Genomic DNA, 22,973 nt, shown 5'->3' on the forward strand with positions numbered 1-22,973 from the left:
CCTGGCTCACCCGGCAGCGGACTGACGCAATTACAAGAACAGGAGCAATGCGGTATGTCGAATCAATGTGCCACTGATCACCCCCTGACCGATCACACCAAGCTGGTCGGCCCTTTGAGCGGTTTACGGGTACTGGACCTCACCTCGAACTTCATGGGGCCGTATGCATCCCTGCTACTGGGGGATATGGGCGCGGATATCTGCAAGATCGAGGCGCCTGAAGGCGATACCACGCGCAACGTCGGCCCCAGTCGCAACAAGGGCATGGCGGCGATCTTCCTGCACCTGAACCGCAACAAGCGCAGCCTGGTGCTGAACCTCAAGAGACCCAGCGGCCTCGCAGCGCTCAAGCGCATGATCGCCACGGCGGATGTCCTGCTCTTCAGCCTGCGCCCCAATGCGATGGCACGGCTCGGGCTCTCCTACGAGCAAGTCCAGGCCATCAACCCGCGGATCATCTACTGCGGTGCCTTCGGTTTTGGACAGCGCGGCCCCTATGCCGAGCGTCCGGCCTATGACAACCTGATCCAGGCCGCCGTTGGCGTGCCGATGGTACAAAGCCGCAAGACCGATGGCCCACCCAGTTATGTGGGTACGGCAATCGCGGATCGCATCGTTGGCATGGCCACCAGCAATGCCATCCTGGCGGCCCTGCACCACCGAGGGCAAACGGGCCAGGGCCAGTCGGTGTCGGTACCCATGTTCGAAACCTTCGCCCACTTCGTGATGGGCGACCACATGTATGGCCATACTTTCGTGCCTGCGCTGGGCGACTGGGGCTATGCACGCATGACCAGCCCCGAGCGGCGCCCCTTCCCCACCTTGGATGGCTACCTGAGTGTGGAGATCTATACTGATCGCCACTGGCAACGGCTGTTCGAAGCCGTGGGCCGCCCGGAAATGGCCCAGGATGCGCGTTATCGTGACGTCCACAGCCGGGCGCTGCACATGAGTGAACTGTACGAGTTCCTTTCGCACACCTTCGAGACCCGAACTAGTGCCGAGTGGGTAAAACTGCTGATCGAAGCGGATATCTGTGTGATGCAGATGAACACGCCTGAATCGCTGCTCGACGATGAGCACATGAAGGCCGTGAACTTCTTCGAAGAGCAGGACCATCCAAGCGAAGGACGCATTCGCACCATTGGCCTGGCTCACGAATGGAGTGCCACTCCCGGAGCGCTGCGTTTTCCCGCACCGCGCCTGGGCGAACACACCACCGAACTGCTGCACGAATATGGCTTCGCCCAGGAGGAAGTGGCAGCCGTATTGGAATCAGGCGGGGCGCTGGCAGCTGCCAACTGAAGGCTCATGCCGTATTCACTGATCACACGCTACGAGGTGAATCACCATGGAAACTGTGCAAATCCCCAACCTGTACTGGAACATCGCCGCCGACCTCCACTTTCCGCCTGGCTTCGATGCCCAGAAAAAGTACCCCGCAATTATCAGTGCCCACCCCATTGGCAGTTGCAAGGAACAGACGTCCGGCAACGTCTATGGCACGGCGCTCGCCAAGGAAGGGTTCGTGGTCATCGCCTTCGACGCCAGCTTCCAGGGCGCCAGCGGCGGTGAGCCGCGCTTCATCGAAGACCCAAGCCACCGTGTCGAGGATTTCCGGGTGGTAGCCGACTATCTGACAACCCTGCCCTATGTGGACGAGCAACGCATTGGCGTACTCGGCCTGTGTGGCGGAGGCGGCTATTCGATCAATGCTGCGATGACCGAACGGCGCATCAAGGCCGTGGCCACTGTCACCGGTGTGAACTATGGCCGTCTGATGCGTGAAGGATTCAGTGGCTTCAGCCCCATCGCCCTGCTCGAATCCATCGCCCAGCAGCGCACTGCAGAAGCCCGTGGCGCCGAACGCCGGGTGGATGACCTGCTGCCGCCTTCTCCAGAAGAAGCCAAACGCGTGGGCGCGACTGAAATCGACGTATACGAAGCCACCGAGTACTACCGCACCCCACGCGGGCAGAAGCCCAATGGTTTGAACCGTTCACTGCTCTCGCATCAGGGCAATGCAGTGGGCTGGGATGCTTTCCACCTTGCCGAAGTGTTGCTGACCCAGCCGCTGATGGTGGTGGTGGGTGACAAGGTCGGTGCATTCGGTGCCTACCGCGACGGCTGCGAGATCATCGGTCGTGCGGCTTCGAAGACCAAGGAACTGGTGGTGGTCGCAGGCTGGTCGCACTACGATCTCTATGACAAGCCCGAGCCTGTGCGCCAAGCCTTGGCCAAGCTGGTGCCTTTCTTTAAAGAGCACTTGTCCTGAGGCGATCGGCAAGGCACGTGCCGGACTCAGCAAGCCCGCGGCAGCCAGATCAGCGTAAAGAGAGACGGCACCACAGAGTGCCGTCTCTCTTTACGCTCACAAATGCCTGTCAAAATCAGGGTGTTGTTGAATTTTTTCGTAGAGAAGCGCGAGCGGCTGTCGGCGAAGACGCAGTAACGGACGAGGGATAAGCCGACACTGCAGCGCGCCATCCACCACCCAGGGCTCGGAACAAATCCACTTGATCAAGCGCCACCTGTGCATCGGATGCCGCCAGTTCTGCCTCGGCTGTCGCCAGCGTGCGATTGGCATCGAGACTGGACAGGTACGGCGACTGCCCCGCCCGGTACAGACGGTCTTCGTCCACGGCCGCGCCTTTGGCATGGTCGCGCGCATCCTGCAGGTCAGCGTTGCGAACCAGCGCCCTCGAGTAATTGGTCAACGCTGTTTCGGTTTCACGCAATGCACCCAGCACCACACCGTCAAAATTCGCCAGCGCCGCTTCGCTGTCAGCTTCAGCGGCCTTGACGCGGGCACGAGCGCCACTGTCGGGTATCGTCCAGCTCAGCAGCGGGCCGAAAGCGAAATGCGATGCCGACTGTTCGGCAAGGTCGCCGAATCGCCCGGCCAGCCCCGCCGATGCTCCAAGTCGGATGTTCGGATACAAATCTGCCATGGCCACGCCGATACGCGCGGTAGCGGCAGCCAGCTGGCGCTCGGCCTGGCGAACATCCGGGCGCCGGCGAAGCAGCGCCGCACCATCCCCCGCGGGAATAGGCTGGGCCAGACGTGGCTCTCGCGAGCAGGTTGGCCGCTGATTGGAGAATTGTGCTGAGGTCTTGCCCTGCAGCGCAGCAAGGCGGTACGCGGCCCCATCACGGGCTGCCTCGAACGGCGGCAGGTTTGCGCGCAGGCTGGCCAGCTGGGTACGCGCCCGGTCGACATCGCTCTTGCTACCACTGCCCACCGCCGCCAAGCGTTCAACCACATCCACGCTACGCGCCTGCAGCGCCAACTGCTGCCGTGCCACGGCCAGCTGATGCGTCGCCGAGCAGCCCTGAACATAGGCACTCAGGGTCTGCGCCACAACTGCAGTGCGCGCCAGCTCCAGCGCCGCCAAGGCACTGTCGCTGTCGGCGCGGGCCGCCTGCTCGGCACGCGCCAGCTTGCCAAACAGGTCCAGGTCGTAACTGATCGTCAAACCCACACCCGCGTCGTTCACCACACCTGGGCGCACGCCAAGCGGTGAGGATTCGAGTGCATCCTGGTGACGACGTGCATCGGCTTCGACGCTGGCGCGTGGATGGCTGTCAGCGGCCACCGAGGCTTCCACCGCCAGGGCTCTGCGCAAATGGGCAGTGGCGACCCGAAGGTCGGTATTGGCTGCCAATACCTCGCGCACCAGCTGTTCGACTTCGGGATCATCGTAAAGCCGCCAATGCTCCGGCACCGCTTGATCCCGCGCCCCTGGCGCCTGGAATGGCCCATTGGCTGCCTCTGTGCGTACCAAAGCAGTATCGGGCACCCTGTAATCTGGCCCTACAAGACTACAACCGCCCAGAGCCACAGCGACGACAATGGCAAGAATCTCAGGTTTCATCGGGCCAGCTCCTGTCGCACAGACACGGTAGCGGTGCGCCCGGCCACCATGCGCAGATCGCCAGGTACGTCATCCAGCGCTACCCGCACCGGCACACGCTGGGCCAAACGCACCCAGTTGAAAGCCGGGTTCACATTAGGCAAGAGCGCCTCGCCCGAACTACGGTCACGGTCATCGATACCAGCAGCCACGCTCTGTACGTGGCCGTGCAGCAAACCATTGCTGCCCATCAGGCGTATTTCCACTGGCTGGCCGATATGTAAACGCTCCAGCTTGGTTTCTTCGAAGTAGCCAACCACATGCAGCGAGTGTTCATCGACAATCGAAAGCACCGGGCGCCCGGTGGTGATGTAGTCACCGCTACGCGGAACTTGATCATTGACATAACCATCCACCGGGCTACGCACTTCGGTGCGGACCAGGTCCACCTGTGCCAGGGTCAATACCGCTTCGGCTGCGGCCAACGCGGCCTGGGCCCGCTCGACCCGGGTATCGCCCTCTTCCAGTTGCTGACGCGCCACCAAGTCGGACACCACATGGTTGCGTCGCGCCTGCCGTTGCGCCTGGCCCAAGTTCGCTCGTGCCTGCATCAGGTTTGCCTGCGCCTGTTTCACCAAGGCCTCGTAACGGCTGCGATCGATCGTAAACAGCAACTGTCCGCGCTTGACCAATTGGTTGTCTTCGACCGCCACCTGGGTGATCAGACCGGCAACGTCCGGCGCCACCTGAACGACCTCGGCTCGCACGCGACCGTCGCGTGTCCAGGGTGAGTTGCTGTAGTAGTCCCATAAATGGACCGCCACCGGGATGGAGATGGCCGCCAGCAGCAACGACGGGATGAAGGGAAGCAGTTTACGCAGCTTGCGGGTCATACGGGCCAATCCGATACCAGGAAAGTGGCAAAGCCAAGAACGATCACGTACAAGGCCAGGTTGAAGAGAAAGGGATGCCACAGTCGTCGATAAAGCCCCAACCGGGCCAAGGCCACTCGCAACAAGGTACTCACGACATAGGCAATCGCCAGCATTGGCAACAGGCTGGGCAGATAGACACCGTACAGATCGACCTCACCTAACATGGACAAGCGCTCCTGAGAAATCCGGCGCGGGTGCATCGGGATAGCAGATGAGGCGCAGTTCCACCAGTGCGCTGCTGGCGTCTTGAGTCGCAATGGCGGTGCCCGCCAGCACGTGGCCCAAGGCCCGATCGATGAGCATCAGCAGGCGACTGTCGAAGGGGCTCAGCCCCCCATTCTCGGCGCAGATCAGGAAAAATCGTCCAAGTCCGTCCAGCAGTTCCTCGACGACCCTGCGAGCAGTGACGTCAATCGAGGGCAGTTGGCTGCGCAGGTGCAACAAGGCCAACCCCAGGCGCACTTCGGCAATGCCATCGATGCCCGGTTGACGGGGCCAGGTCAGTTCCTGGCGGTCATGCAGGCGCGCGGTGAGGCGCGGGTAGTCGTCGCCACCACGCAGTGCCAGTTGGGCCAGCGCCCTGAAGGTGGACTGGCGCAGCCGTGCCAAGGTTATTTCACGACCGAAAGGCCGAATCAGCATCGTCCACAACAAGGCCACCAGGGCACCCCCGATACTGGCCAGGCACCCCTCCAGGAACCCAGCGAAATCAGCCTGATATGCGCCGTGCAGCCCGAGCGTGCTGCCAGTAAAGACAATCATCAGCATCGCTTCGGTGCTGAACTGCGGACGCAGGATCAGTACCCCGAATGCCAGGCACGGCAGCAGGAAACACGCCACCAGTGCCTCGAACGTCTCCACCTGAGGCAACACCACGAACAACAGCAGACCACCCAGCACACTGCTGGCCAAGTTCACGGCGAGAAAACGCAACATTCTCGGGGCAGGTTCGTCCAGTGCGCAGAACAGTGCACAAGCCACGATACCCAGCACCATAGCATTGGCCCCTGCCGTCCAGCCAGAGATCAGCCAGAGCAGGCCACAGAGGACAATGCCCAGGGCGACCGAACTGGCATAGAACAGCACCAGGCCATGGTCCAGGTGATGAGCGCTCCCAGCCAAGCGGTCATGGGGATACAGCAAGGGTCTGCCTTCCAGGCTCACATCGGCCAGGCGGTCACGCAACTGCTGACAGTCATCGTTGAGTGCATGGAGATGGGCCAAGCGTCGGCGCGTTACCCATGCCAGGATCCCAGGCCAGCTCTGCCCTGGAGGGTCACCGGAAAGCTCAACGACTGCCTCTGAGGTTGTGGCGCCAGTCAATTGCGCAGCCACTTGGTTGAACTGCACCTGCAATAGCGGATCGAGGCCGCCCTCTCGCTGCAGTGCCTGGCGCATCGCCGCCAGCGATGACAGCAGTGGCAGTAGGCGACGCATCCGTGCGCGCAGCTGCAACATCAGCGGTACAGCGTGCCGGTGAGGGGTATCGAAAGCCAGATGGGTAGTCAATTGCTCCAGCGTCGACAGCTCCACTACCAACTGATGTCGGCTGCCCGAGCCCACCTGCCCTGTCATCAGTTCTTGTGCCCACATGGCCACGTGGTCGAACCACTGCGCAAGACGCTTGCGGATCACCGGACTGGCTCGCTGCACCAGGGCAACGCCAGCAACCAGGTTGGCGCAAAAGATACCGACCAGGATTTCCTCGGTTCTGGCCAGCGCGATGTCGAACACCAACTGGGGGGCATGCACGGAGGGAAAGACGATCAGCGGCAAGGTATAGGCCGGTAGGCGAAACAGGTACGTGCGAGGGCTGCGATCGAGCATCGAAAAGAACAGGAACATCCCCGACCATAGCGCTACAGCGAGGATCAAAAACACCGGTTGGGCGCTCAGCGGCGGAACCAGCAGCAGGGCTCCGGCCGCCCCGGTCAAGGTCCCGCCGATACGATAGAGCGTCTTCGAGCGCATCGCGCCGAGCAGCGGTTGTGAGACGATGTAGACCGTGCCCATGGCCCAGATCGGATTGGCCAATGAGAGGTCAAGCGCAATGTACAAAGCCAGCATCGAGGCAATGAACGTACGCAGGGAAAACCACAGATCCTCTCGGCTCGGCAAGCGAAGCATCATGATTCGCCATCCCTGATGGAGCCGACCATGATCCAAACAGCACTCGCCATGATGATCAAGGCCCATACCCACACCATGGAAGCCACGCCAAGGCCAGTTGCCGCCACACCGATGATCATGGGGAAAACGGTCTGCAGGAGGTTGTTGACGGACATCGAGATCCCAAGCGCTTCGTTCACCCTACTCGCCGGCGCCACGTCGTAGATCAGAGCCAGTGACACAGGTGCGCCAACGCCCAAGGGTAACCCCAAGACTCCACTTAGCGTGATCAGGGAAGTCGTGTGATGCGCTAACGGTATGACGGCATAGACCCCTGCTGCTGCGATCAACGCCAGGATCAATATCATATTTGGGCTGACGCGTTTGATCAGCAGCGGTGTGAAGAACCTCGAAGTCAAGGTGCCAAAGGCAAATGCGCCCAGCATCCAGCCAGCCTGCGAAGCGGGGAGACCGATTTGCGCGGCATGCATAGAAAGGATGAAGGGAAACAGCGTCTGGTTCGCGGTGAAGACACTGCTGATGACGATCCACAGGCGCAGGTCACCGATCCCCAGCAGGTCGTAGGATTTGCGAGGGGCGCTGGCATTGGCGGCACCTTGCCTTTCGCGCGTGTAGAAATGAGGCAGCTTACGGATACCAACGATCGAAAGGACCGCAAACAGCCCTAGCACGCCAATGGCCAGGGTAGCGTCGTAATGCTCAAAGGCGTGCGTCGTGAGCACGGGGCCGAAGAAATTGAACAGCGAATAGCTGAGTACCAGATAACCCAGAGACTTCGCACGCTCGGCATGTTCGACCCCAAGCCCGACTGCGCGTGTCGCAGCCATGTGCGTGAATACACCGGCAGTCCCGATCAACCCGGCAACGGCCAACAAGCTGTATTGGCTTGGCATGACGCCATACAGCAAGGCGGCCAGGACAATCATCGTGGCCGAAAGCATGACAGCCGGCAGGGTTCCAGTACGATCCATCCACCGCCCGAACGGCACACTCAGCAACATCGGCGACGCGGTGAACAGTGCTGCAGCCACTCCGATCAAGAGGCTACTGGCCCCCAATGATAAGGCGATCAGCGGAATGAGCAGGCGGGACGACCCCAACGCCGCCATGATGAAACCAGAAACCAGGAACGTCCCTGCAAGCCTGGACGACTTGGCCTGTTCAAACAGAGGTGACTGCTCGTTGTCTATCGTGCGCATCAACACCCCCCTCCCGCGTGGTCATGCAAAGATCTGCGCACTGCTGCATTAATAGGGGGGTTGGGGAACTGCATGGGCATACCGTTGAACATCGATGTGAAAACCACCTTGGTCTGGAAAGCCCAGTGCGCAAGGCAATTTATGGAGAGGGAGGCGAGCTCGATGCTGGAGGTAGCCATCACTTTATTCAATACGTGAATTTCAAAGCGCCAGTTCGATAAGATCGAACTACTGCCAAGGCCATCCTTCTTGCGCCGATACGATGTTCAATTCGGCGGCGGTGAAGCTGCGCTTGCGAAATATTCATTTGTTCCACGCCCCAGCAAGACCAAACATCAGGCTGACGACAGGTCCAGACATTCCGACGCCCCTATGAATACACCACACCTTGCACCGCTCGACGCCCAGGCACCCGACCTGACTTCATTGATCCGGTCCGGCGATACCATCATGTGGGGACAAGCCAACGCGGAGCCCCTGACCTTGATCCAGGCGTTGGTGAATCAGCGCCACGCGATAGGCCGCGTACGCGTATTCCTCGGTATCGGGCAGAACAGCCTGCTCGAACCTGGGCATGCCGACGCCATCGACTTTCTGGCCTACTGCGCTTCAGGCTCCAACCGCAAGCTGGCCCAAGCGGGTCTGTTGGATATTCTCCCCGCCCACTATTCTCAATTCCCACGCCTGATCGAACAGAAGGCACTGCGCATCGATGTCCTGATGCTTCAGGTACCGCCCCCCGATGCGCTGGGCCGTTACAGCCTGGGCATGGCACGGGAGTATCTGGTTCCGGCACTCAAATCGGCGCGAGTGGTTCTGGCAGAGGTCAACCCGTCCATCCCCTGGACATATGGCGGTCCCTACCTGCAGGAAGACGACTTCGACTTGTTGGTCCCCTGCGCAGTCCAGTCACTCACCCCCTCCGCCTCCTCCCCTGGCCCCATCGAGGTCGCGATCGGTCGCCACGTCGCGAGCTTCGTCGAAGACGGTGCGACCTTGCAGACCGGTATAGGCAATATTCCCGATGCTGTGCTGGCGCAATTGCACGACCGGCGAGAGCTTGGCGTGCATTCCGGCGCGATTGGCGACGGCATCGCTGAGTTGGCGATGGCGGGCATTATCACCAATGGTTGCAAGAGCATCGATGTCGATGTGTCCATTGGTGGTGTACTGATCGGCGGCGAGTTGGTGCGCCGCTACGCCCATTTGAACCGTGCGTTGGAGCTGCGCGGCACGGACTACACGCACAACCCACAGGTGCTGGGGAAGATCGACCGGTTTGTGGCGATCAATTCGGCCATCGAGGTCGACCTCAGCGGCCAGGTGAACTCGGAAGTGGCTGGAGGTCGGTACCTGGGCGGGGTTGGCGGCATCGTCGATTTTATTCGCGCAGCCCAGTCAAGCCGCGGCGGCGTGCCGATCATCGCCCTACCCTCCACGGCAGGTGGTCAGAGCCGAATCGTCACTGCGCTGTCGGGACCTGCCACGGTGCCTCGTAGCGATGGCTGCGTCATCATCACCGAGCATGGCGTCGCCGACCTGCGTGGACTCTCACTCGCCCAGCGGGCAGCCAGGCTCATCGCAGTGGCGGCGCCGGAACACCGCGAAGCACTCGAACGCCAAGTACATGCTGGAAATCTACAAAGCTAGCAATCACGAGGACTGGCCGTGGACAGCAGTGTCCACGGCCAGACAGGTCAACCTTCTACAGCCCCTGAAGTACCTGCCAGGTACTCCAACAGCGTACGAGCGGCTGGGCTCGGCAAGCGCCCGTGAGGCGTCGCAATCGAGATGATGCGCTTGGCCCAGGGCTCAGCGAGGTCGAGCACCGCGATGGTGTCGAGCATGTCTCGGCTGACATGACACTCTGGCTGTACCGTCACGCCGAACCCCGCCTGTACCAGGCTGATCGCAACCCCGGTGCTGCGCACATTGAAACGGGGCTGGAACTCCTGGCCCAACCGTTTTGCCGCTACCCGGAAGGCCGGCATCATGGCTTTCACCGCAACGATGTTTTCCGGCGCCAGGTCTTCGAAGGTCACACTCTGCCGGCCCGCGAGCGGGTGCTCCCGAGGCACGATGGCTACCATCCGGTCCTTGCGATAAGGGGTGACGTCGACACCACTCAGGTCGATTTCGTGGGCCATTGCAAAGACGCCCACATCAGCCTCACCGTGCGCCACCGTACGCACGATCTCCGCATTTTCCACCTCACTCAGCTGCAGCTCGATCAGGGGATAGTCGTGGGCATAGTTGCCTAGCTCACGCGCTAGGAATGGCGCAATGATCGAACGAGCCGAAGCGACATGGACCTCGCCACGAACCCCTTCGGTGAAGGAGGAAATCTCCGCTCGCATGTCGTCCAACTGGCCGAAGATCGAGCGCAGGTAACGCACCAGCACCGCCCCGGCCGGGCTTGGCTGCACGCCCTTGGGGTTGCGCTCCAGAAGCTTTACGCCAGCGATCTCCTCAAGGTCTTGGATGCGTTTGGTCGCGGTCGAGGCCGCGATGTTCTCGCGAATCGCCGCAAGCCCGATCTGCTGCTCTTCGACAGCAGACAGGAACAGCTTCAAGGTAAACAGATCTACCTGGCGGATGAGGTGCATCTTGTTGAAAGTCATAGGCGCTCTGAAGGTGTCTGTGTCGTCTTGTCTTTATTGATCGGCGACAGCTGGAACCTGTCGTCCAGCCGTCCTCCTGCACTGCTTCACGCTACGACTGACTATACCCCTTCGCTCGTTATATCGCTTGCCTATTACTGCTCCATGCAAACCCGCCCCTTCCTTCGCCAAGCCTCTGACCACGCGGCTTTTAGACCGCTTCAGCCACGCTGAATCAGCGCTTCAGGAATGGTCACTTGAGCGACCATCCCAGCCCTTCAATAGTTACTCCACGGACCGGCCCCGGGGTGCATGCGCCTGGCCAAGAGCGCTATGTCCGTTATTCGAGAAGCCCGCTGATCGTCGTCGGCAAAGTCATTGCCGACGCGGGTACGCGTTCACCTAAAAAAATAAGAAGAGGGTTGTAGTGTGGCCGAATCAAAGTTGTATCCGCTCGTCCTGATCATGGCGTTGAGCCCAATCGTCCCGATGACCGCCCATGCCGACTTCGTGGCTGACAGCAGGCTGAACCTGGGCTTTCGAACACTCTATTACAATAATGATTTTCGCGATAACACCAGTGGCCCATCCAAGACCGCTGAATTGGCACAAGGCTTCAAGCTCGACTACCAGTCCGGCTATACGGATGGCCCGATTGGTGTGGGCGTCAATGCCCTCGGTCTGCTGGGTGTGACGCTCGACAGCGGTAGAGGGCGCCACCAGGGCAGTTCCATGATTCCTTCGGACGGCGATCACCCGGCGGACGAATGGAGCAGGCTTGGCCTGACCTTCAAGGCCAAGGCATCCAAGACGGAGTTGCTGGCCGGTTCGCTGTACCCCAAGCTGCCCATCCTGGTCGCCAACGACGGTCGCTTGCTGCAACAGCTCTTTCAGGGCGCGATGGTCACCTCGAACGAATTCGATGGGCTAACCCTGGTCGCTGGCAAGTTGAACAAGGTAACGGGGCGCGGCTCGAGCGATCGTACCGGGCTGGCCGTTGGCGGCGGACGTGAGCAGAGCGACAGTTTCACTTTCGCGGGGGCCGACTACACGCTGGGGAGCAACCTTCTGCTGCAGTATTACCATGCCTCGCTGAAGGACTATTACCGCCAGGATTTCCTGGGGGCGGTGCATACGCTACCCATTGGCGAAACGCAGAAGCTCAAGACCGATCTCCGGTATTTCCGCAGTCGGGCGCAAGGAGCTAACGCCTCTGGTGATGCGGGCTATCAGGTGGCGGGCTTCACCCAAGGCGGCGATGGCGAAATCGACAACGATACCTGGAGCGCCACCTTCACCTATACCGTCAACGGGCACAGCTTGCTGGCCGGCTACCAGAAGGTCTCAGACAACAGTGCCTTCGTCCAACCGAACCAGGCCAGCTTGAGCGATGGCGTCGAGGCAGCTGGCTCCAGCACCTACCTCTACACCGACCGGCTCGCCTCCAACTTCACCCGCGCAGGTCAGGCCACACGATACGTGCAGTACGCCTATGATTTTGCCGCTGCCGGTGTGCCTGGCCTGAACGCGTCGATCATGTACCTGGATTCCGACTCCATCAAGACGGCCAGCGGCAGTAACCAGCGGGAGTGGGAACGTGACTTGTCACTGGGCTACATCATCCAGAGCGGCCCGCTCAAAGGCCTGGGATTCGTCTGGCTCAATGCTCTGCTGCACAGCGAGGCGGTGCCGAACCAGGACCAGAATCGATTGCTGGTAACCTACACCTTGTCGTTGTTCTAAATCCCCCCGGGCAGCGGCCTTATAGCGCGGAAGGGCTGCACAGCGGCCCTCAGGTCTTGAAGTCGGCATAACCACTACCAGGGCTGCTGCGCAGCCCTTTCGCGACAAAAGCCGTTACAGCGAGGGCGTCAAGCCAATCAGCTCAGCGCTCGATCTGGCGGATGAAATCGATCGATACTTGGCCAAAGGCATCGTTGTCGTCACCCGTCAGCATATGCCCCGCGCCAGCCACTTCGATATTCCGGGCTTGAGGGCACAGCGCCAGAAATTCGCTGACCGCCTCACGCGTCAGCACATCGGAATGCTCGCCACGCACCACCAGCGTCGGCACATCGAGGCGACGCGCGCATTGGCCAAGCCGTGCAGCCCGCTCGGCCAAGTCGCCCCGGGCATCGAGAAAACGCGGATCCCAGTGCCAATAGAGGCGGCCATCGGCGGCGCGGCGCAAGTTCTTGCCCAGCCCGGCTGTGCTGCCCTGACGCCGCACGTCCCCCCGGTATTGCGCGATAGCGTCGGCTGCCTCCTCGAGCGAGACGAAACCCTCGGCATGGCGCGTCATGAAATCACGCACCCGCCCAACACCACCTCCGGACGAAAGATGCGCGACATCGGCCAATATCAATGCTGCCGCATCCACCACACCACCGCCTACAGCCTGCAGGCTGGTCATGCCGCCCATCGAGGCGCCGATCAACACGGGACGCCCGGCAAGAGTGCGGATCACGCAGGCAAGATCCTGAGCCATGGCCACCTCGCCATAATCACCATCTGCCACCCAACTCGAGTCGCCATGGCCGCGAGCGTCGTAGGCCACCGCATGAAAACCCGCTCGTGCCAAGCTGCGGGCAGTGTGCCGCCACGAATGCCTGGTCTGCCCGCCCCCGTGCAATAGCACCACAGGCCGTGCCAAAGGGTCGCCCCAGCTATCGCCGCACAGACGATTGCCATGAGCGCCGGTCCAGGTGTGCATTGGGAGGGGCGTACCGGGAAGCGAGGTTCGTGGATTCATGTAGGAAGTACCAAGACAAGGCGCCAGGTGGACGGTACTGCCGACAACAAGCGACCTTGCGCGGCGCCCACGCCCGTCGCGGTCTTCAGTATCGCGATGAACGTCATCTTCAGGACTCCACCAGGCACCTCCAAGTCATGATTTTCGAAGCGCCACTTCAGGATTCGTCAAGCCCAGCCGCTTACGACGCCTGAACCAGGTTTGATAGGGTGCAGATTCAATAAGCACAACAAAAACCACGGAGGGGACATGATTCCGTTCGCGAAATTGCATGTCCATCTGACCGCCCCGCAGACAGAGGCGTGCGATGGAAAACTATGACTATATCGTCGTCGGTGCCGGCTCCTCGGGTTGCGTGGTGGCGAGCCGTCTCAGCGAGGACCCGCACGCCCGCGTTCTATTGATAGAAGCGGGTGGCAGCATGGACGACTTCTGGGTCAATACACCTGCGGGCATGGCCAAGCTCTTTGGCAGCGAGCGTTTCAACTGGCGCTTCAAGACCGCACCCGTGCCCACCCTCGACGGGCGCCAGGTGCAATGGGATCGGGGCAAAGGCCTAGGTGGCAGCAGCGCCATCAACGGCATGATCTACATGCGCGGCCAGCCCGAGGACTACGATCATTGGGCGCAACTGGGCAATCAGGGCTGGGGCTGGGACGATGTGCTGCCCTACTTCAAGCGCTCGGAAAACAACGTACGCGGCGCCAACGCCTTTCATGGCGACCAAGGCCCATTGTGCGTGACAGACCCGGTCGAGATTCACCCAGCGGCGCACGACTTCATCACCGCCTGCGTCAATAGCGGCATCGAACGCTCCAACGACCTGAACGCCCCGCCATACCCTGCCGTCGGGGTTCGCCAGTACACGATCAGAAAAGGTCAACGCCACTCGGCATATAAAGCTTTTCTCGAACCCGTGCTCCATCGCCCCAACCTCGAAACCCTGACCAACGCGCAGGTCACCCAGGTGCTGTTCGACGGCGACGAGGCCTCGGGTGTTGAAGTCGTGCTTAACACTCAACGTCGCGCCATCGGGGCTACGCGCGAGGTGATCCTGTGCGCCGGCGCCCTCGCCTCCCCCCAATTGCTCATGCTCTCGGGGATCGGTGACGCGGCGCAGTTACAGCACCACGGCATCGCTGTGCGACGGCACCTGCCGGGAGTGGGGCGTAATCTCCAGGACCACTGGTATGCCTCGCTTGCCTGGCGCTGCACGCCTGGCAGTTCGGTCAATCACCGTCTGAGCGGCCTGCGCAAGTACCTGGAGGGCGCGCGCTACGTGCTCACACACAGTGGCTACCTTGCCCTGGGCGCCGCCCCCGTGACGGCGTACGCCAGAAGCGAACCGGGCGAACGGGTCGACCTGCAGCTTTCCCTAAACCCTATGAGTTTTTCGGCCACCGCATCGGGCGAGGTCGCCGCCGACAGCTATCCAGGCCTGTCCGCCTCGGTGCTGCTGCTATCGCCTCGCTCGCGCGGCTATCTGGAGCTGGCGAGCGCCGACCCGCTGGACGCTCCCCTCCTTCACCCCAACTACTTCAGCGATGAAAGCGACATACGTCGGCACATCGCCGGGCTGCGCCAGCTGCGCCAGATCCTGCAGACGCCGCCGCTTGCACAACGGGTTGTCGAGGAAATCAAGCCCGGCCCGCAGTGTACGAGCGACGATGAATTGTTCGACTACCTCAAGCGCTTCGGCGGCACAGGCTGGCACCCGGTAGGCACCTGCAAGATGGGCAACGACAGCGATGCCGTGGTCGACGCCCAGCTACGGGTGCACGGCCTTCGTCGGCTACGGGTTATCGATGCCTCGATCATGCCGGTCATTCCCACGGGAAACACCAATGCCCCCTGCATCATGATCGGCGAAAAGGGTGCGGACATGATCCGCGCCGACGCGCTCACCGCCCGTACTTTGGCAGCCTGACACTTCAAGGACCCCTCGTCATGACTAACCCAGGTCAGACCCTTAACATCCCCCATGCCGATTGCCTGTTCATCGGAGGGCAATGGGTCAAACCCGCCACAGTGGACACCTTCGCTGTGCTCAACTGCGCCACCGAAGAAACCGTCGCCCATGTGGCCAAGGCCCAGGAGGCCGACGTAGCCGCCGCCGTGCAGGCTGCCCGCCAGGCATTCGACCACGGCCCCTGGCCGCGCATGAGCCCCGCCGAACGTGCCGGCTACCTGGAAAAGATCGCCCAGCGCCTGGAGACACTCAATGACGAGTTCGCCCGTATTTGGACGGTCGAGTCCGGTATCCTCTACCGCATCGCCCAACCTCGCGTAGGCCAATACCTCAGTGGTGCTTTCCGTCAGTATGCGGCAATGGCCGACACCTACCCGTTCATCAAGCCAATCACCTCCACCAGCGGTCACCGGGGTTATGCCGTGCAGGAGCCCGTGGGGGTGGCGCTGGCCATCGTGCCGTGGAACGGCCCGGCGGGGCTGATCGCCTACAAGGTTGCGCCCGCGTTGCTGGCCGGTTGCACGGTCATCATCAAGAATTCCCCTGAGGCCCCCTGCTCCGGCTACTTGTTCGCGCAGGTTTGTCAGGAAGTCGGCCTGCCACCTGGAGTGGTAAATATGGTGACGGCCGACCGCGACGTGTCGGAGACACTGGTCAGCAATCCCGGCGTGGACAAGATCACCTTCACAGGCTCCACCGCTGCTGGCCGGCGCATCGGCACGGTAGCATCCGAGCGCGTGGCGCGGGTCACCCTGGAACTGGGCGGTAAATCGCCCGCCGTGGTGCTTGACGACTACGACATCGAGACCGCCGCCAAGGCACTGGGTACGCCGTATTTCAGCTACCTGACAGGGCAGGTGTGCGCGAGCCTGACGCGGATCATCGTGCCACGCAGCAAGCACGACGCGATGGTCGAGGCGCTCGTGAGCGCCGCGCGCGAAGCCGTGCCAGGCGATCCGTTCGACGCTGGTACCACCATGGGGCCCTTGGCCTCTTCGCGCCAGCGCAACAGCGTGGAGCGCATGGTGGCCCAGAGCATTGCCGACGGTGCCAAACTGGCGACCGGCGGCATCAGACCGAAGCATCTGCGACGTGGATTTTTTTTCGAGCCCACAGTGTTCGCTCATGTCGATAATCGCTCCTTCGCGGCCCGACATGAATTCTTCGGGCCGGTTCTGTCGGTCATTGCAGCCGACAACGAGCAGCACGCAATCGACATGGCCAACGACACCATCTTCGGCCTAAATGCCACGGTGTTCACTCAAGATTCTGAGCGGGCCATGCGCGTGGCACGGCAGCTGCGCGCGGGTACGGTCGGCCACAATGCATCACGTTATGACTTCGCGATCGGTTTCGGCGGTTTCAAGCAGTCAGGCATTGGCCGTGAGGGCGGCGAAGGTGGGCTCGAAGCCTTCCTGGAATCCAAGGCCGTGGTGCTCGATCTACCTGCGTCTTGACTCCCTCCGTACAAGCTCTGTCGCCCCGCCCAAGGGGCGACAGGCCGCTCTTCGCTTTACATGGCGAGCGCCACTTCAATCTTCTCGAAATCCGACTTCAAAATTCGCAACTTGGTTTGCCAGGCCCTGCGGCCTAGCTTACGGGGTGTCTACTCAACAACATAAAAGGACCCCGGCCATGGCCAACTTCCTCGACCAATCGCAACAGATGTGGCTCGACAGCGTGAACCGTTTCATGGACAACGAAATCACCGTCGAATACATCCGCAAATGCGACCAGAACCGCGACTACCCTTATGAGGCCTACGAGAAGATTGCCCAGCAGGGCTGGCTGGGTCTGCTGTTCTCCGAAGAGGAAGGCGGCGCTGGCGGCAGCATCTTCGACTACGTGCTGATGTCCGAAGGTCTGGGTAAATACGGCTTCGACTTCGCCGCCGCCATCCTGGTACCGACTTTCACCGCGATGAACATCGCCAAATATGGCACCCAGGCGCAGCGAGACAAATACATCCAGCCCTTCATCGAAGGCAAGATCCGCTTCTCGGTGTCGATGACCGAGCCCGACGCAGGTTCGGACGTGTTTGCCACCAAGACCCACGCGCGCCGTAACGACAACGGCGACTGGGTCATCAACGGAGCGAAGATGTTCTGCTCCGGTGCACAGGCCGACAACACCGTCATCGCAATGCTCGTGCGCACTGACATGAAGGACAAGCACGGCGGCCTGACCATGCTGCTTATCCCGAACGACACCCCAGGCATGGTCATCAACAAGCTGCCTACCCTGTCTCGCCATGCGACCGGCACTACCGAGATCTTCCTCGATGACGTCATCGTCCCCGGGGATGCGATTCTGGGTGTCGAAGGCCAGGGTCACGAGATCATTCTCAATCACCTGGAGCTTGAGCGGTGTGCCGTTGCCGGCGCCTACACCGGCAACGCGCAGGAAGCGGTGAACAACGCCAACCGCTATGCACACCAGCGCACCCAGTTCGGCCAGCCGATATTCAACTTCCAGGTGCTCAAGCACATGCTGGCCGAGAACCAGACCCGCGTCGATGCGGCCCGCCTGCTGGTCTACCGCGCTGCTGCACTCAAGTCCGAGGGCCTGCCCGCGCCGAAAGAGACCTCCATGGCCAAGCTGTACGCCTCCGAAACCCTCAAGCAGTGCGCACTCGACGGCATGCAGATTCTCGGCGGCTTCGCCAACCTGCCCGAGGCCGACATGGAGCGCTACCTGCGCGAAAGCGTGCAATGCACCATCGGTGGCGGCACCTCGCAGATCCAGCGAACCATCATCGCCAAGTCCATGCGCCTGAATTAACGCCGTAGTCAGTCACCAACCAAGGAAACAGCCATGAGTCTGATCAACAACCAGATCAACCAGACCTTCGACGAACTGGAAGAAGGCCAGGTGTTCGCCTCCGGTGGCCGCACCATCACCGAAACCGATGTGGTGAACTACTGTGCACTTACCGGCAACTGGATCGCGATCCATTCCAACACCGTCTATTCGTCCAAGACCCGTTTCGGCAAGCGCCTGGTGCAAGGTGCCCTCACCTATTCCATCGCCACGGGCCTGGTGCAGTTCGGCCTGGGCTTCCAGGCCAACTACGGCATCGACAACATGCGCTTCCTCAAGCCAGTGCTGATCGACGACACCGTCTACGCTCGCGCCACTGTGATCGGCAAGAAGGTCAAGGATGACAAGTACGGTGTGATCAAATTCCTGATGCAGGTGCTGAACCAGGACGGCGATGTCGTCCAACAGGGCGAATGGAGCCTGCTGATGTTGCGCAAACGCGAAGACCTCGACGCATTGGTCGCCTCCACTCTGCCAGCACCGAAGGGCTGATTGCCATGAAGACCATTCGTATCGGCTCCGGAAGCGGGTTCTGGGGTGACAACCTCGACCCCGCGATCGAGATCGCCAAGCACGGTAACGTGCAGTATCTGGCCTACGACTTCCTCGGCGAGCCGACCATTCCGCTGCTGCAGAAAATGCGCCAGAAGAACCCGGAACACGGCTTCGTGCCGGCCATCCGCGCCGTGGTGCGCGGTGTGCTGCCGATCTGCCTGGACAAAGGCATCAAGATCCTCACCAATGCTGGCGCAGCCAATCCCCAGGCCTGCGCCGACACCATCCTGGCCGCAGCCAGAGAGGTGGGCATCACCCGACTCAAAGTGGGTATCGTTACCACCAACGACATCCAGCACAAGGTTGAGGAACTGCTCGACAAGGGCGTGCGCTTCACCAACCTGGATACGGGTGACAATGACTTGGGCCAGGTTCGCGAGCGCATCGTCGGCTCGTACGTGTACTCCGGAGCCTATGGCTACGTGGAAGCGCTGCAAGCAGGTTGCGACATCATCATTTCCGACCGTGCGACGGACGATGCCGCCATCCTGGCGCCGTTGGTCCACGAGTTCGGCTGGAAATGGGACGACTGGGACAGGCTGGCCATCGGCATCACCGCCGGCCACCTGATCGAGTGCGGCGCAGCCTGCTCCGGTGGTATCACCAGCCTCTGGAAAGAAGTGCCCGAGCCTTGGAACATCGGCTACCCCATCGCCGAGGTCAACGAAGAAGGCGAGTTGTTCATCACCAAGGTGGACGGTACCGGCGGCCTGGTCAACAAGGTCACGCTCACCGAGCACCTGCTCTACGAAGTGCACGACCCAGGCAACTACCTGATGCCCGAAGTCGTCACCGACTTCACCAACGTGCAGATGGAAGAAGTCGCCAAGGACCGCGTGCAGGTCTGGGGCGCCCGGGGCAAGCCTGCGCCGGCCACGCTCAAGGCGGGTATTGCCTACACCGACGGCTACATCGGCGAGGTGGAGTCTTCCGTGACCTGGCCCGACGCCGTGGCCAAGGCACGGCGCTCGTTCGAGATCATCAAGAAGCGCTTCGAGATGGTCGACCTCAAGGCCGAGGAAGTGCGCTTCGACATGATCGGCGTCGACTCCTGCCACTGGTCGGCCTCTCCTGAGCCTGATGAGGACATCAACGAAGTGCGCATCCGCGTGGCCGCCAAGTGCGCCAACCGCGCCGAAGCCAGCAAAGTCGCCCGTGAGTGCGTGATGCTGATGGGCACTGGCCCTATCGGTTCCACCGGCCAGCTGAACACGCCCGCCCCGCGCGAGGTGTTCGCCCTTTGGCCCACGCTGATCGCACGCGAACAAGTCGTGCAGAACGTCGAGATTCGGGAGCTTTGACATGGCCAAGTTGCAACTGAAAGATCTGGTATATGCCCGCTCCGGCGACAAGGGCGACATCAGCAACATCGCCGTCATCGCCAAGGAGCCGCGCTTCTACCCCTTGCTGCAAAAGCACCTCACTGCAGAACGGGTCAAGGCCTTCTTCGGTGAAATGTCCAAGGGCCCCGTGGAGCGCTATGAAGTGCGCACCCTGCACGCGATGAACTTCGTGCTGCGCAATTCGCTCGGCGGCGGCGCCACGCGCAGTCTGCGCATCGACTTCACCGGCAAGACCATGTGCCAGGCTATCCTGCGCATCGTCCTGGATGTCGATGAAAGCGACCTGCACCTGATGCACTGAAGGAGAACCGACATGGGCAATAAAGCCAGAATCATTGGCGTGAACATGGTCAAGTTCGCCAAGCCTGGGGCGCATGAGCCCTACGAGATCATGGGCGCCAAGGCCATTCAGGGCGCACTGGAAGACGCCGGCATCCGCTACGATCAGGTGCAGCAGGCCTTCGCCGGCTACGTCTATGGCGACAGCACCTGCGGCCAGCGTGTGGCCTACGGCGTGGGCATGACCGGCATCCCAGTGTTCAACCTGAACAACTACTGCGCCTCGGGTTCCTCGGCGCTGTTCCTGGCGCGACAAGCGGTTGAGGCCGGCATTGTCGAGTGCGCGCTGGCTTTCGGTTTCGAAGAGATGAAGCCCGGTGCGCTGGGCAGTGCCTTCAGCGATCGCACATCCCCCGTAGGCTGGATCCATGAGCGCCGGGAACAGTTGGCGCCGCAACTGCCAGAAGAGCCACCTCGCGCCATCAAGGCCTTCGGCGCGGCCGGGTGGGAATACATCAATCGATTTGGAGCCAATCCGGACATCTTTGCCAAGGTGGCCGTGAAATCGCGTAACCATGCGATCAACAACCCCTACTCGCTGTTCAACAAGCCGTTGACCGTCGAGGAGGTGATGGAAGCGACACCGATGTATCCTTATCTGACCCGCCTGATGGCCTGCCCACCGACCTGTGGTGCCGCGGCAGCCATCGTATGCAGCGAAGCGTTCGCGGCCAGGCATGGCATAACCAACGCTGTCGAGATCGTGGCGCAATCGATGACCACCGATACCGAGGCCACCAAACTTGACCTGCTGAACCTGGTGGGGGCTGACATGACCCGCCGAGCTGCCCAACAAGTTTACGAGTCAGCCGGTATCGGGCCAGAGGACGTCAACGTCGTGGAGTTGCACGATTGCTTTACGCCCAATGAGGTCATCAGCTACGAAGGGCTGGGCTTGTGCCCGGAGGGCGGCGCTGAGCGGTTCATCGTCAATGGCGACAACACCTATGGCGGCAAGTACGTCATTAACCCGTCCGGTGGCTTGATGTCCAAGGGCCACCCACTCGGCGCGACGGGCTTGGCCCAATGCACCGAACTGGTCTGGCACCTGCGTGGCCAGGCAGGTAAACGCCAAGTGGAGAACGCTCGCATCGCCCTGCAGCACAACATCGGTCTGGGTGGCGCCTGCGTAGTGACGATGTACCGGCGTACCTGACGGAGCCCGACCGGGCCCGGCCATCGGGCCGCGCCCGGTCTCACGGCTACGGCTGACGCTTTGATATCCAATAACAACAATCGGAGTAAGCGACATGGCAGGACCACTTGCCGGGGTACGGGTACTTGACCTGACCTCGAACTTCATGGGCCCCTATGCCTCGCTGCTGATGGCAGACATGGGCGCGGATATCTGCAAGATCGAGGCGCCCGGTGGCGACCCCACGCGAGGCGTCGGGCCCTGCCGCAACCCAGGCATGAGCGCGATCTTCCTGCACCTGAACCGCAACAAACGCAGTGCAGCGCTGGATCTCAAGCACCCAGAAGCGGCACAAGCCCTCCAGCACATGCTGGCCTCGGCCGACGTAGTGCTGCACAGCCTGCGCCCAAAGGCCATGGCCAAGCTCGGGCTGACCTATGACGATGTCAGGAAAGTCAACCCACGCATTATCTACTGCGGCGCATTCGGCTTCGGGCAGAATGGCCCTTATGCCGACCGCCCCGCCTACGACGACCTGATCCAGGCTGCAGTGGGCATGCCGGTGCTTCAAGCGCGCAAAGTTGGCCCACCCTCCTATGTCGCCACCGCCATCGCTGACCGAATCGTCGGCATGGCAACTTGCAATGCGGTGGCGATGGCGCTCTATTACCGCGAAAAGACTGGACACGGACAATCGGTGGAAGTGCCCATGTTCGAAACCTTCGCCCATTTCGTGCTGGGCGATCACCTCTACGGCCATACCTTCGAACCACCCATCGGCGACTGGGGTTACGCCCGCATGATGAGCGCCGAACGTCGCCCCTATCAGACGCAGGATGGCTACCTGGGCGTGAATATCTACACCGACCGCCACTGGCAGCGCTTCTTCCTCGCCGTCGGCCGCCCCGACATGGCCGACGACCCGCGTTACGGCACGATCTTCGGCCGCACGGAAAACATCGGCTACCTCTACAAGTTCCTGGCCGACACCTTCGAGACCAAGACGACGGCACAATGGCTGAGCATCCTTACCGAAGCCGACATTCCCGTCATCGAGATGAACACCCCCGAAACATTGCTGCATGACCCGCACATGGAAGCTGTCAACTTCTTCCAGGTTCAACAACATCCGAGCGAAGGCATGTTGCGTATGCTGGGTATCCCGCAACAGTGGAGCGAGAGCCAACCCGAGCAACGCTACCCCGCTCCGCGCCTGGGTGAGCACACGGTGCAATTGCTGACCGAATATGGCCTGACGGCTGAACAGGCCCAACAGGTGGTGCTGTCCGGTGGTGCCATGCAAGCCTCCATCGATACGGCCAGCGCGTGAGCAAGGAGCGCC

At 61.4% G+C, this 22,973-nt stretch carries 19 protein-coding genes; 12 read left to right on the forward strand and 7 right to left on the reverse strand.

Annotated features, from left to right (window positions below; translation table 11 throughout):
* Positions 1 to 54 precede the first annotated feature (54 nt).
* Both C163_RS12775 and C163_RS12780 read left to right on the forward strand, forming a co-directional pair.
* Positions 55 to 1,305 carry a CaiB/BaiF CoA-transferase family protein gene (locus C163_RS12775; RefSeq protein WP_218187091.1) on the forward strand — a complete coding sequence of 417 codons (1,251 nt, stop codon included), beginning with the start codon at positions 55 to 57 and terminating at the stop codon, positions 1,303 to 1,305.
* Positions 1,306 to 1,351: 46 nt separating this feature from the next.
* On the forward strand, positions 1,352 to 2,275 hold the full coding sequence (locus C163_RS12780) for an alpha/beta hydrolase (RefSeq protein WP_025339126.1): 924 nt from the start codon (positions 1,352 to 1,354) through the stop codon (positions 2,273 to 2,275).
* A 115-nt stretch (positions 2,276 to 2,390) separates the two neighbouring features.
* Here the strand turns inward: C163_RS12780 and C163_RS12785 are convergent, their stop codons facing one another.
* The 5 genes from C163_RS12785 to C163_RS12805 are packed head-to-tail and all read right to left on the reverse strand — an operon-like array spanning position 2,391 to position 8,118.
* Entirely contained in the window at positions 2,391 to 3,875 is a 1,485-nt protein-coding gene (locus C163_RS12785) for an efflux transporter outer membrane subunit (protein WP_025339127.1), read from the reverse strand.
* Entirely contained in the window at positions 3,872 to 4,747 is an 876-nt protein-coding gene (locus C163_RS12790; protein ID WP_025339128.1) for an HlyD family secretion protein, read from the reverse strand. The genes C163_RS12785 and C163_RS12790 overlap by 4 nt, the downstream gene beginning before the upstream one ends.
* The gene (locus C163_RS12795; RefSeq protein ID WP_025339129.1) at positions 4,744 to 4,953 is read right to left on the reverse strand and encodes a DUF1656 domain-containing protein; all 210 of its coding nucleotides are present in this window, start codon (positions 4,951 to 4,953) and stop codon (positions 4,744 to 4,746) included. Before C163_RS12795 ends, C163_RS12790 begins: the two co-directional genes overlap by 4 nt.
* Entirely contained in the window at positions 4,943 to 6,919 is a 1,977-nt protein-coding gene (locus tag C163_RS12800) for an FUSC family protein (RefSeq protein WP_177325759.1), read from the reverse strand. The genes C163_RS12795 and C163_RS12800 overlap by 11 nt, the downstream gene beginning before the upstream one ends.
* Positions 6,916 to 8,118 (reverse strand): MFS transporter, encoded by a 1,203-nt coding sequence (locus C163_RS12805; RefSeq protein WP_025339131.1) that lies wholly within the window; start codon positions 8,116 to 8,118, stop codon positions 6,916 to 6,918. Before C163_RS12805 ends, C163_RS12800 begins: the two co-directional genes overlap by 4 nt.
* 372 nt (positions 8,119 to 8,490) lie before the next feature.
* Between C163_RS12805 and C163_RS12810 the strand changes: the two genes are divergently transcribed.
* On the forward strand, positions 8,491 to 9,768 hold the full coding sequence (locus C163_RS12810) for an acetyl-CoA hydrolase/transferase family protein (protein WP_025339133.1): 1,278 nt from the start codon (positions 8,491 to 8,493) through the stop codon (positions 9,766 to 9,768).
* 47 nt (positions 9,769 to 9,815) lie between these two features.
* On the opposite strand, the gene C163_RS12815 is transcribed toward C163_RS12810, so the two are convergent.
* Positions 9,816 to 10,739: a LysR family transcriptional regulator gene (locus tag C163_RS12815; protein WP_025339134.1), complete on the reverse strand. Its 924-nt coding sequence runs from the start codon at positions 10,737 to 10,739 to the stop codon at positions 9,816 to 9,818.
* Between the two features lie 444 nt (positions 10,740 to 11,183).
* Here C163_RS12815 and C163_RS12820 point away from each other — a divergent pair, with 444 nt between their 5' ends.
* Positions 11,184 to 12,461 (forward strand): OprD family outer membrane porin, encoded by a 1,278-nt coding sequence (locus C163_RS12820; RefSeq protein WP_038408329.1) that lies wholly within the window; start codon positions 11,184 to 11,186, stop codon positions 12,459 to 12,461.
* A gap of 142 nt (positions 12,462 to 12,603) precedes the next feature.
* Here C163_RS12820 and C163_RS12825 read toward each other — a convergent pair whose 3' ends face one another.
* Entirely contained in the window at positions 12,604 to 13,470 is an 867-nt protein-coding gene (locus tag C163_RS12825; RefSeq protein ID WP_025339136.1) for an alpha/beta fold hydrolase, read from the reverse strand.
* Positions 13,471 to 13,777: 307 nt separating this feature from the next.
* Here C163_RS12825 and C163_RS12830 point away from each other — a divergent pair, with 307 nt between their 5' ends.
* The 8 genes from C163_RS12830 (at position 13,778) to C163_RS12865 (ending at position 22,961) form a co-directional block, all read left to right on the forward strand.
* The gene (locus C163_RS12830; protein WP_025339137.1) at positions 13,778 to 15,397 is read left to right on the forward strand and encodes a GMC family oxidoreductase; all 1,620 of its coding nucleotides are present in this window, start codon (positions 13,778 to 13,780) and stop codon (positions 15,395 to 15,397) included.
* Between the two features lie 20 nt (positions 15,398 to 15,417).
* Positions 15,418 to 16,896, forward strand: a complete 1,479-nt coding sequence (locus tag C163_RS12835) for an aldehyde dehydrogenase (protein WP_025339138.1) — start codon at positions 15,418 to 15,420, stop codon at positions 16,894 to 16,896.
* Between the two features lie 178 nt (positions 16,897 to 17,074).
* Positions 17,075 to 18,220 (forward strand): acyl-CoA dehydrogenase family protein, encoded by a 1,146-nt coding sequence (locus C163_RS12840; protein WP_025339139.1) that lies wholly within the window; start codon positions 17,075 to 17,077, stop codon positions 18,218 to 18,220.
* Between the two features lie 33 nt (positions 18,221 to 18,253).
* Positions 18,254 to 18,751 carry a MaoC/PaaZ C-terminal domain-containing protein gene (locus C163_RS12845; RefSeq protein ID WP_025339140.1) on the forward strand — a complete coding sequence of 166 codons (498 nt, stop codon included), beginning with the start codon at positions 18,254 to 18,256 and terminating at the stop codon, positions 18,749 to 18,751.
* A gap of 5 nt (positions 18,752 to 18,756) precedes the next feature.
* On the forward strand, positions 18,757 to 20,115 hold the full coding sequence (locus C163_RS12850) for an acyclic terpene utilization AtuA family protein (protein ID WP_025339141.1): 1,359 nt from the start codon (positions 18,757 to 18,759) through the stop codon (positions 20,113 to 20,115).
* Position 20,116: 1 nt separating this feature from the next.
* Positions 20,117 to 20,458, forward strand: a complete 342-nt coding sequence (locus C163_RS12855; RefSeq protein ID WP_025339142.1) for a hypothetical protein — start codon at positions 20,117 to 20,119, stop codon at positions 20,456 to 20,458.
* 12 nt (positions 20,459 to 20,470) lie between these two features.
* Positions 20,471 to 21,652, forward strand: a complete 1,182-nt coding sequence (locus tag C163_RS12860) for a lipid-transfer protein (RefSeq protein WP_025339143.1) — start codon at positions 20,471 to 20,473, stop codon at positions 21,650 to 21,652.
* A gap of 94 nt (positions 21,653 to 21,746) precedes the next feature.
* Positions 21,747 to 22,961: a CaiB/BaiF CoA-transferase family protein gene (locus C163_RS12865; RefSeq protein WP_025339144.1), complete on the forward strand. Its 1,215-nt coding sequence runs from the start codon at positions 21,747 to 21,749 to the stop codon at positions 22,959 to 22,961.
* The last annotated feature ends 12 nt before the right edge of the window (positions 22,962 to 22,973 follow it).

It is taken from the genome of Pseudomonas sp. FGI182 (genome assembly GCF_000511325.1).
GTDB classification, from domain to species: Bacteria; Pseudomonadota; Gammaproteobacteria; order Pseudomonadales; family Pseudomonadaceae; genus Aquipseudomonas; species Aquipseudomonas putida_Z.

What these genes read in the sequence shown, in the direction of transcription:
- C163_RS12775 (WP_218187091.1), top strand. Translation starts at nt 55, where the DNA reads ATGTCGAATCAATGTGCCACTGATCACCCCCTGACCGATCACACCAAG.
- C163_RS12780 (WP_025339126.1), top strand. Translation starts at nt 1,352, where the DNA reads ATGGAAACTGTGCAAATCCCCAACCTGTACTGGAACATCGCCGCCGAC.
- C163_RS12785 (WP_025339127.1), bottom strand. Translation starts at nt 3,875, where the DNA reads ATGAAACCTGAGATTCTTGCCATTGTCGTCGCTGTGGCTCTGGGCGGT.
- C163_RS12790 (WP_025339128.1), bottom strand. Translation starts at nt 4,747, where the DNA reads ATGACCCGCAAGCTGCGTAAACTGCTTCCCTTCATCCCGTCGTTGCTG.
- C163_RS12795 (WP_025339129.1), bottom strand. Translation starts at nt 4,953, where the DNA reads ATGTTAGGTGAGGTCGATCTGTACGGTGTCTATCTGCCCAGCCTGTTG.
- C163_RS12800 (WP_177325759.1), bottom strand. Translation starts at nt 6,919, where the DNA reads ATGATGCTTCGCTTGCCGAGCCGAGAGGATCTGTGGTTTTCCCTGCGT.
- C163_RS12805 (WP_025339131.1), bottom strand. Translation starts at nt 8,118, where the DNA reads ATGCGCACGATAGACAACGAGCAGTCACCTCTGTTTGAACAGGCCAAG.
- C163_RS12810 (WP_025339133.1), top strand. Translation starts at nt 8,491, where the DNA reads ATGAATACACCACACCTTGCACCGCTCGACGCCCAGGCACCCGACCTG.
- C163_RS12815 (WP_025339134.1), bottom strand. Translation starts at nt 10,739, where the DNA reads ATGACTTTCAACAAGATGCACCTCATCCGCCAGGTAGATCTGTTTACC.
- C163_RS12820 (WP_038408329.1), top strand. Translation starts at nt 11,184, where the DNA reads ATGGCGTTGAGCCCAATCGTCCCGATGACCGCCCATGCCGACTTCGTG.
- C163_RS12825 (WP_025339136.1), bottom strand. Translation starts at nt 13,470, where the DNA reads ATGAATCCACGAACCTCGCTTCCCGGTACGCCCCTCCCAATGCACACC.
- C163_RS12830 (WP_025339137.1), top strand. Translation starts at nt 13,778, where the DNA reads ATGGAAAACTATGACTATATCGTCGTCGGTGCCGGCTCCTCGGGTTGC.
- C163_RS12835 (WP_025339138.1), top strand. Translation starts at nt 15,418, where the DNA reads ATGACTAACCCAGGTCAGACCCTTAACATCCCCCATGCCGATTGCCTG.
- C163_RS12840 (WP_025339139.1), top strand. Translation starts at nt 17,075, where the DNA reads ATGGCCAACTTCCTCGACCAATCGCAACAGATGTGGCTCGACAGCGTG.
- C163_RS12845 (WP_025339140.1), top strand. Translation starts at nt 18,254, where the DNA reads ATGAGTCTGATCAACAACCAGATCAACCAGACCTTCGACGAACTGGAA.
- C163_RS12850 (WP_025339141.1), top strand. Translation starts at nt 18,757, where the DNA reads ATGAAGACCATTCGTATCGGCTCCGGAAGCGGGTTCTGGGGTGACAAC.
- C163_RS12855 (WP_025339142.1), top strand. Translation starts at nt 20,117, where the DNA reads ATGGCCAAGTTGCAACTGAAAGATCTGGTATATGCCCGCTCCGGCGAC.
- C163_RS12860 (WP_025339143.1), top strand. Translation starts at nt 20,471, where the DNA reads ATGGGCAATAAAGCCAGAATCATTGGCGTGAACATGGTCAAGTTCGCC.
- C163_RS12865 (WP_025339144.1), top strand. Translation starts at nt 21,747, where the DNA reads ATGGCAGGACCACTTGCCGGGGTACGGGTACTTGACCTGACCTCGAAC.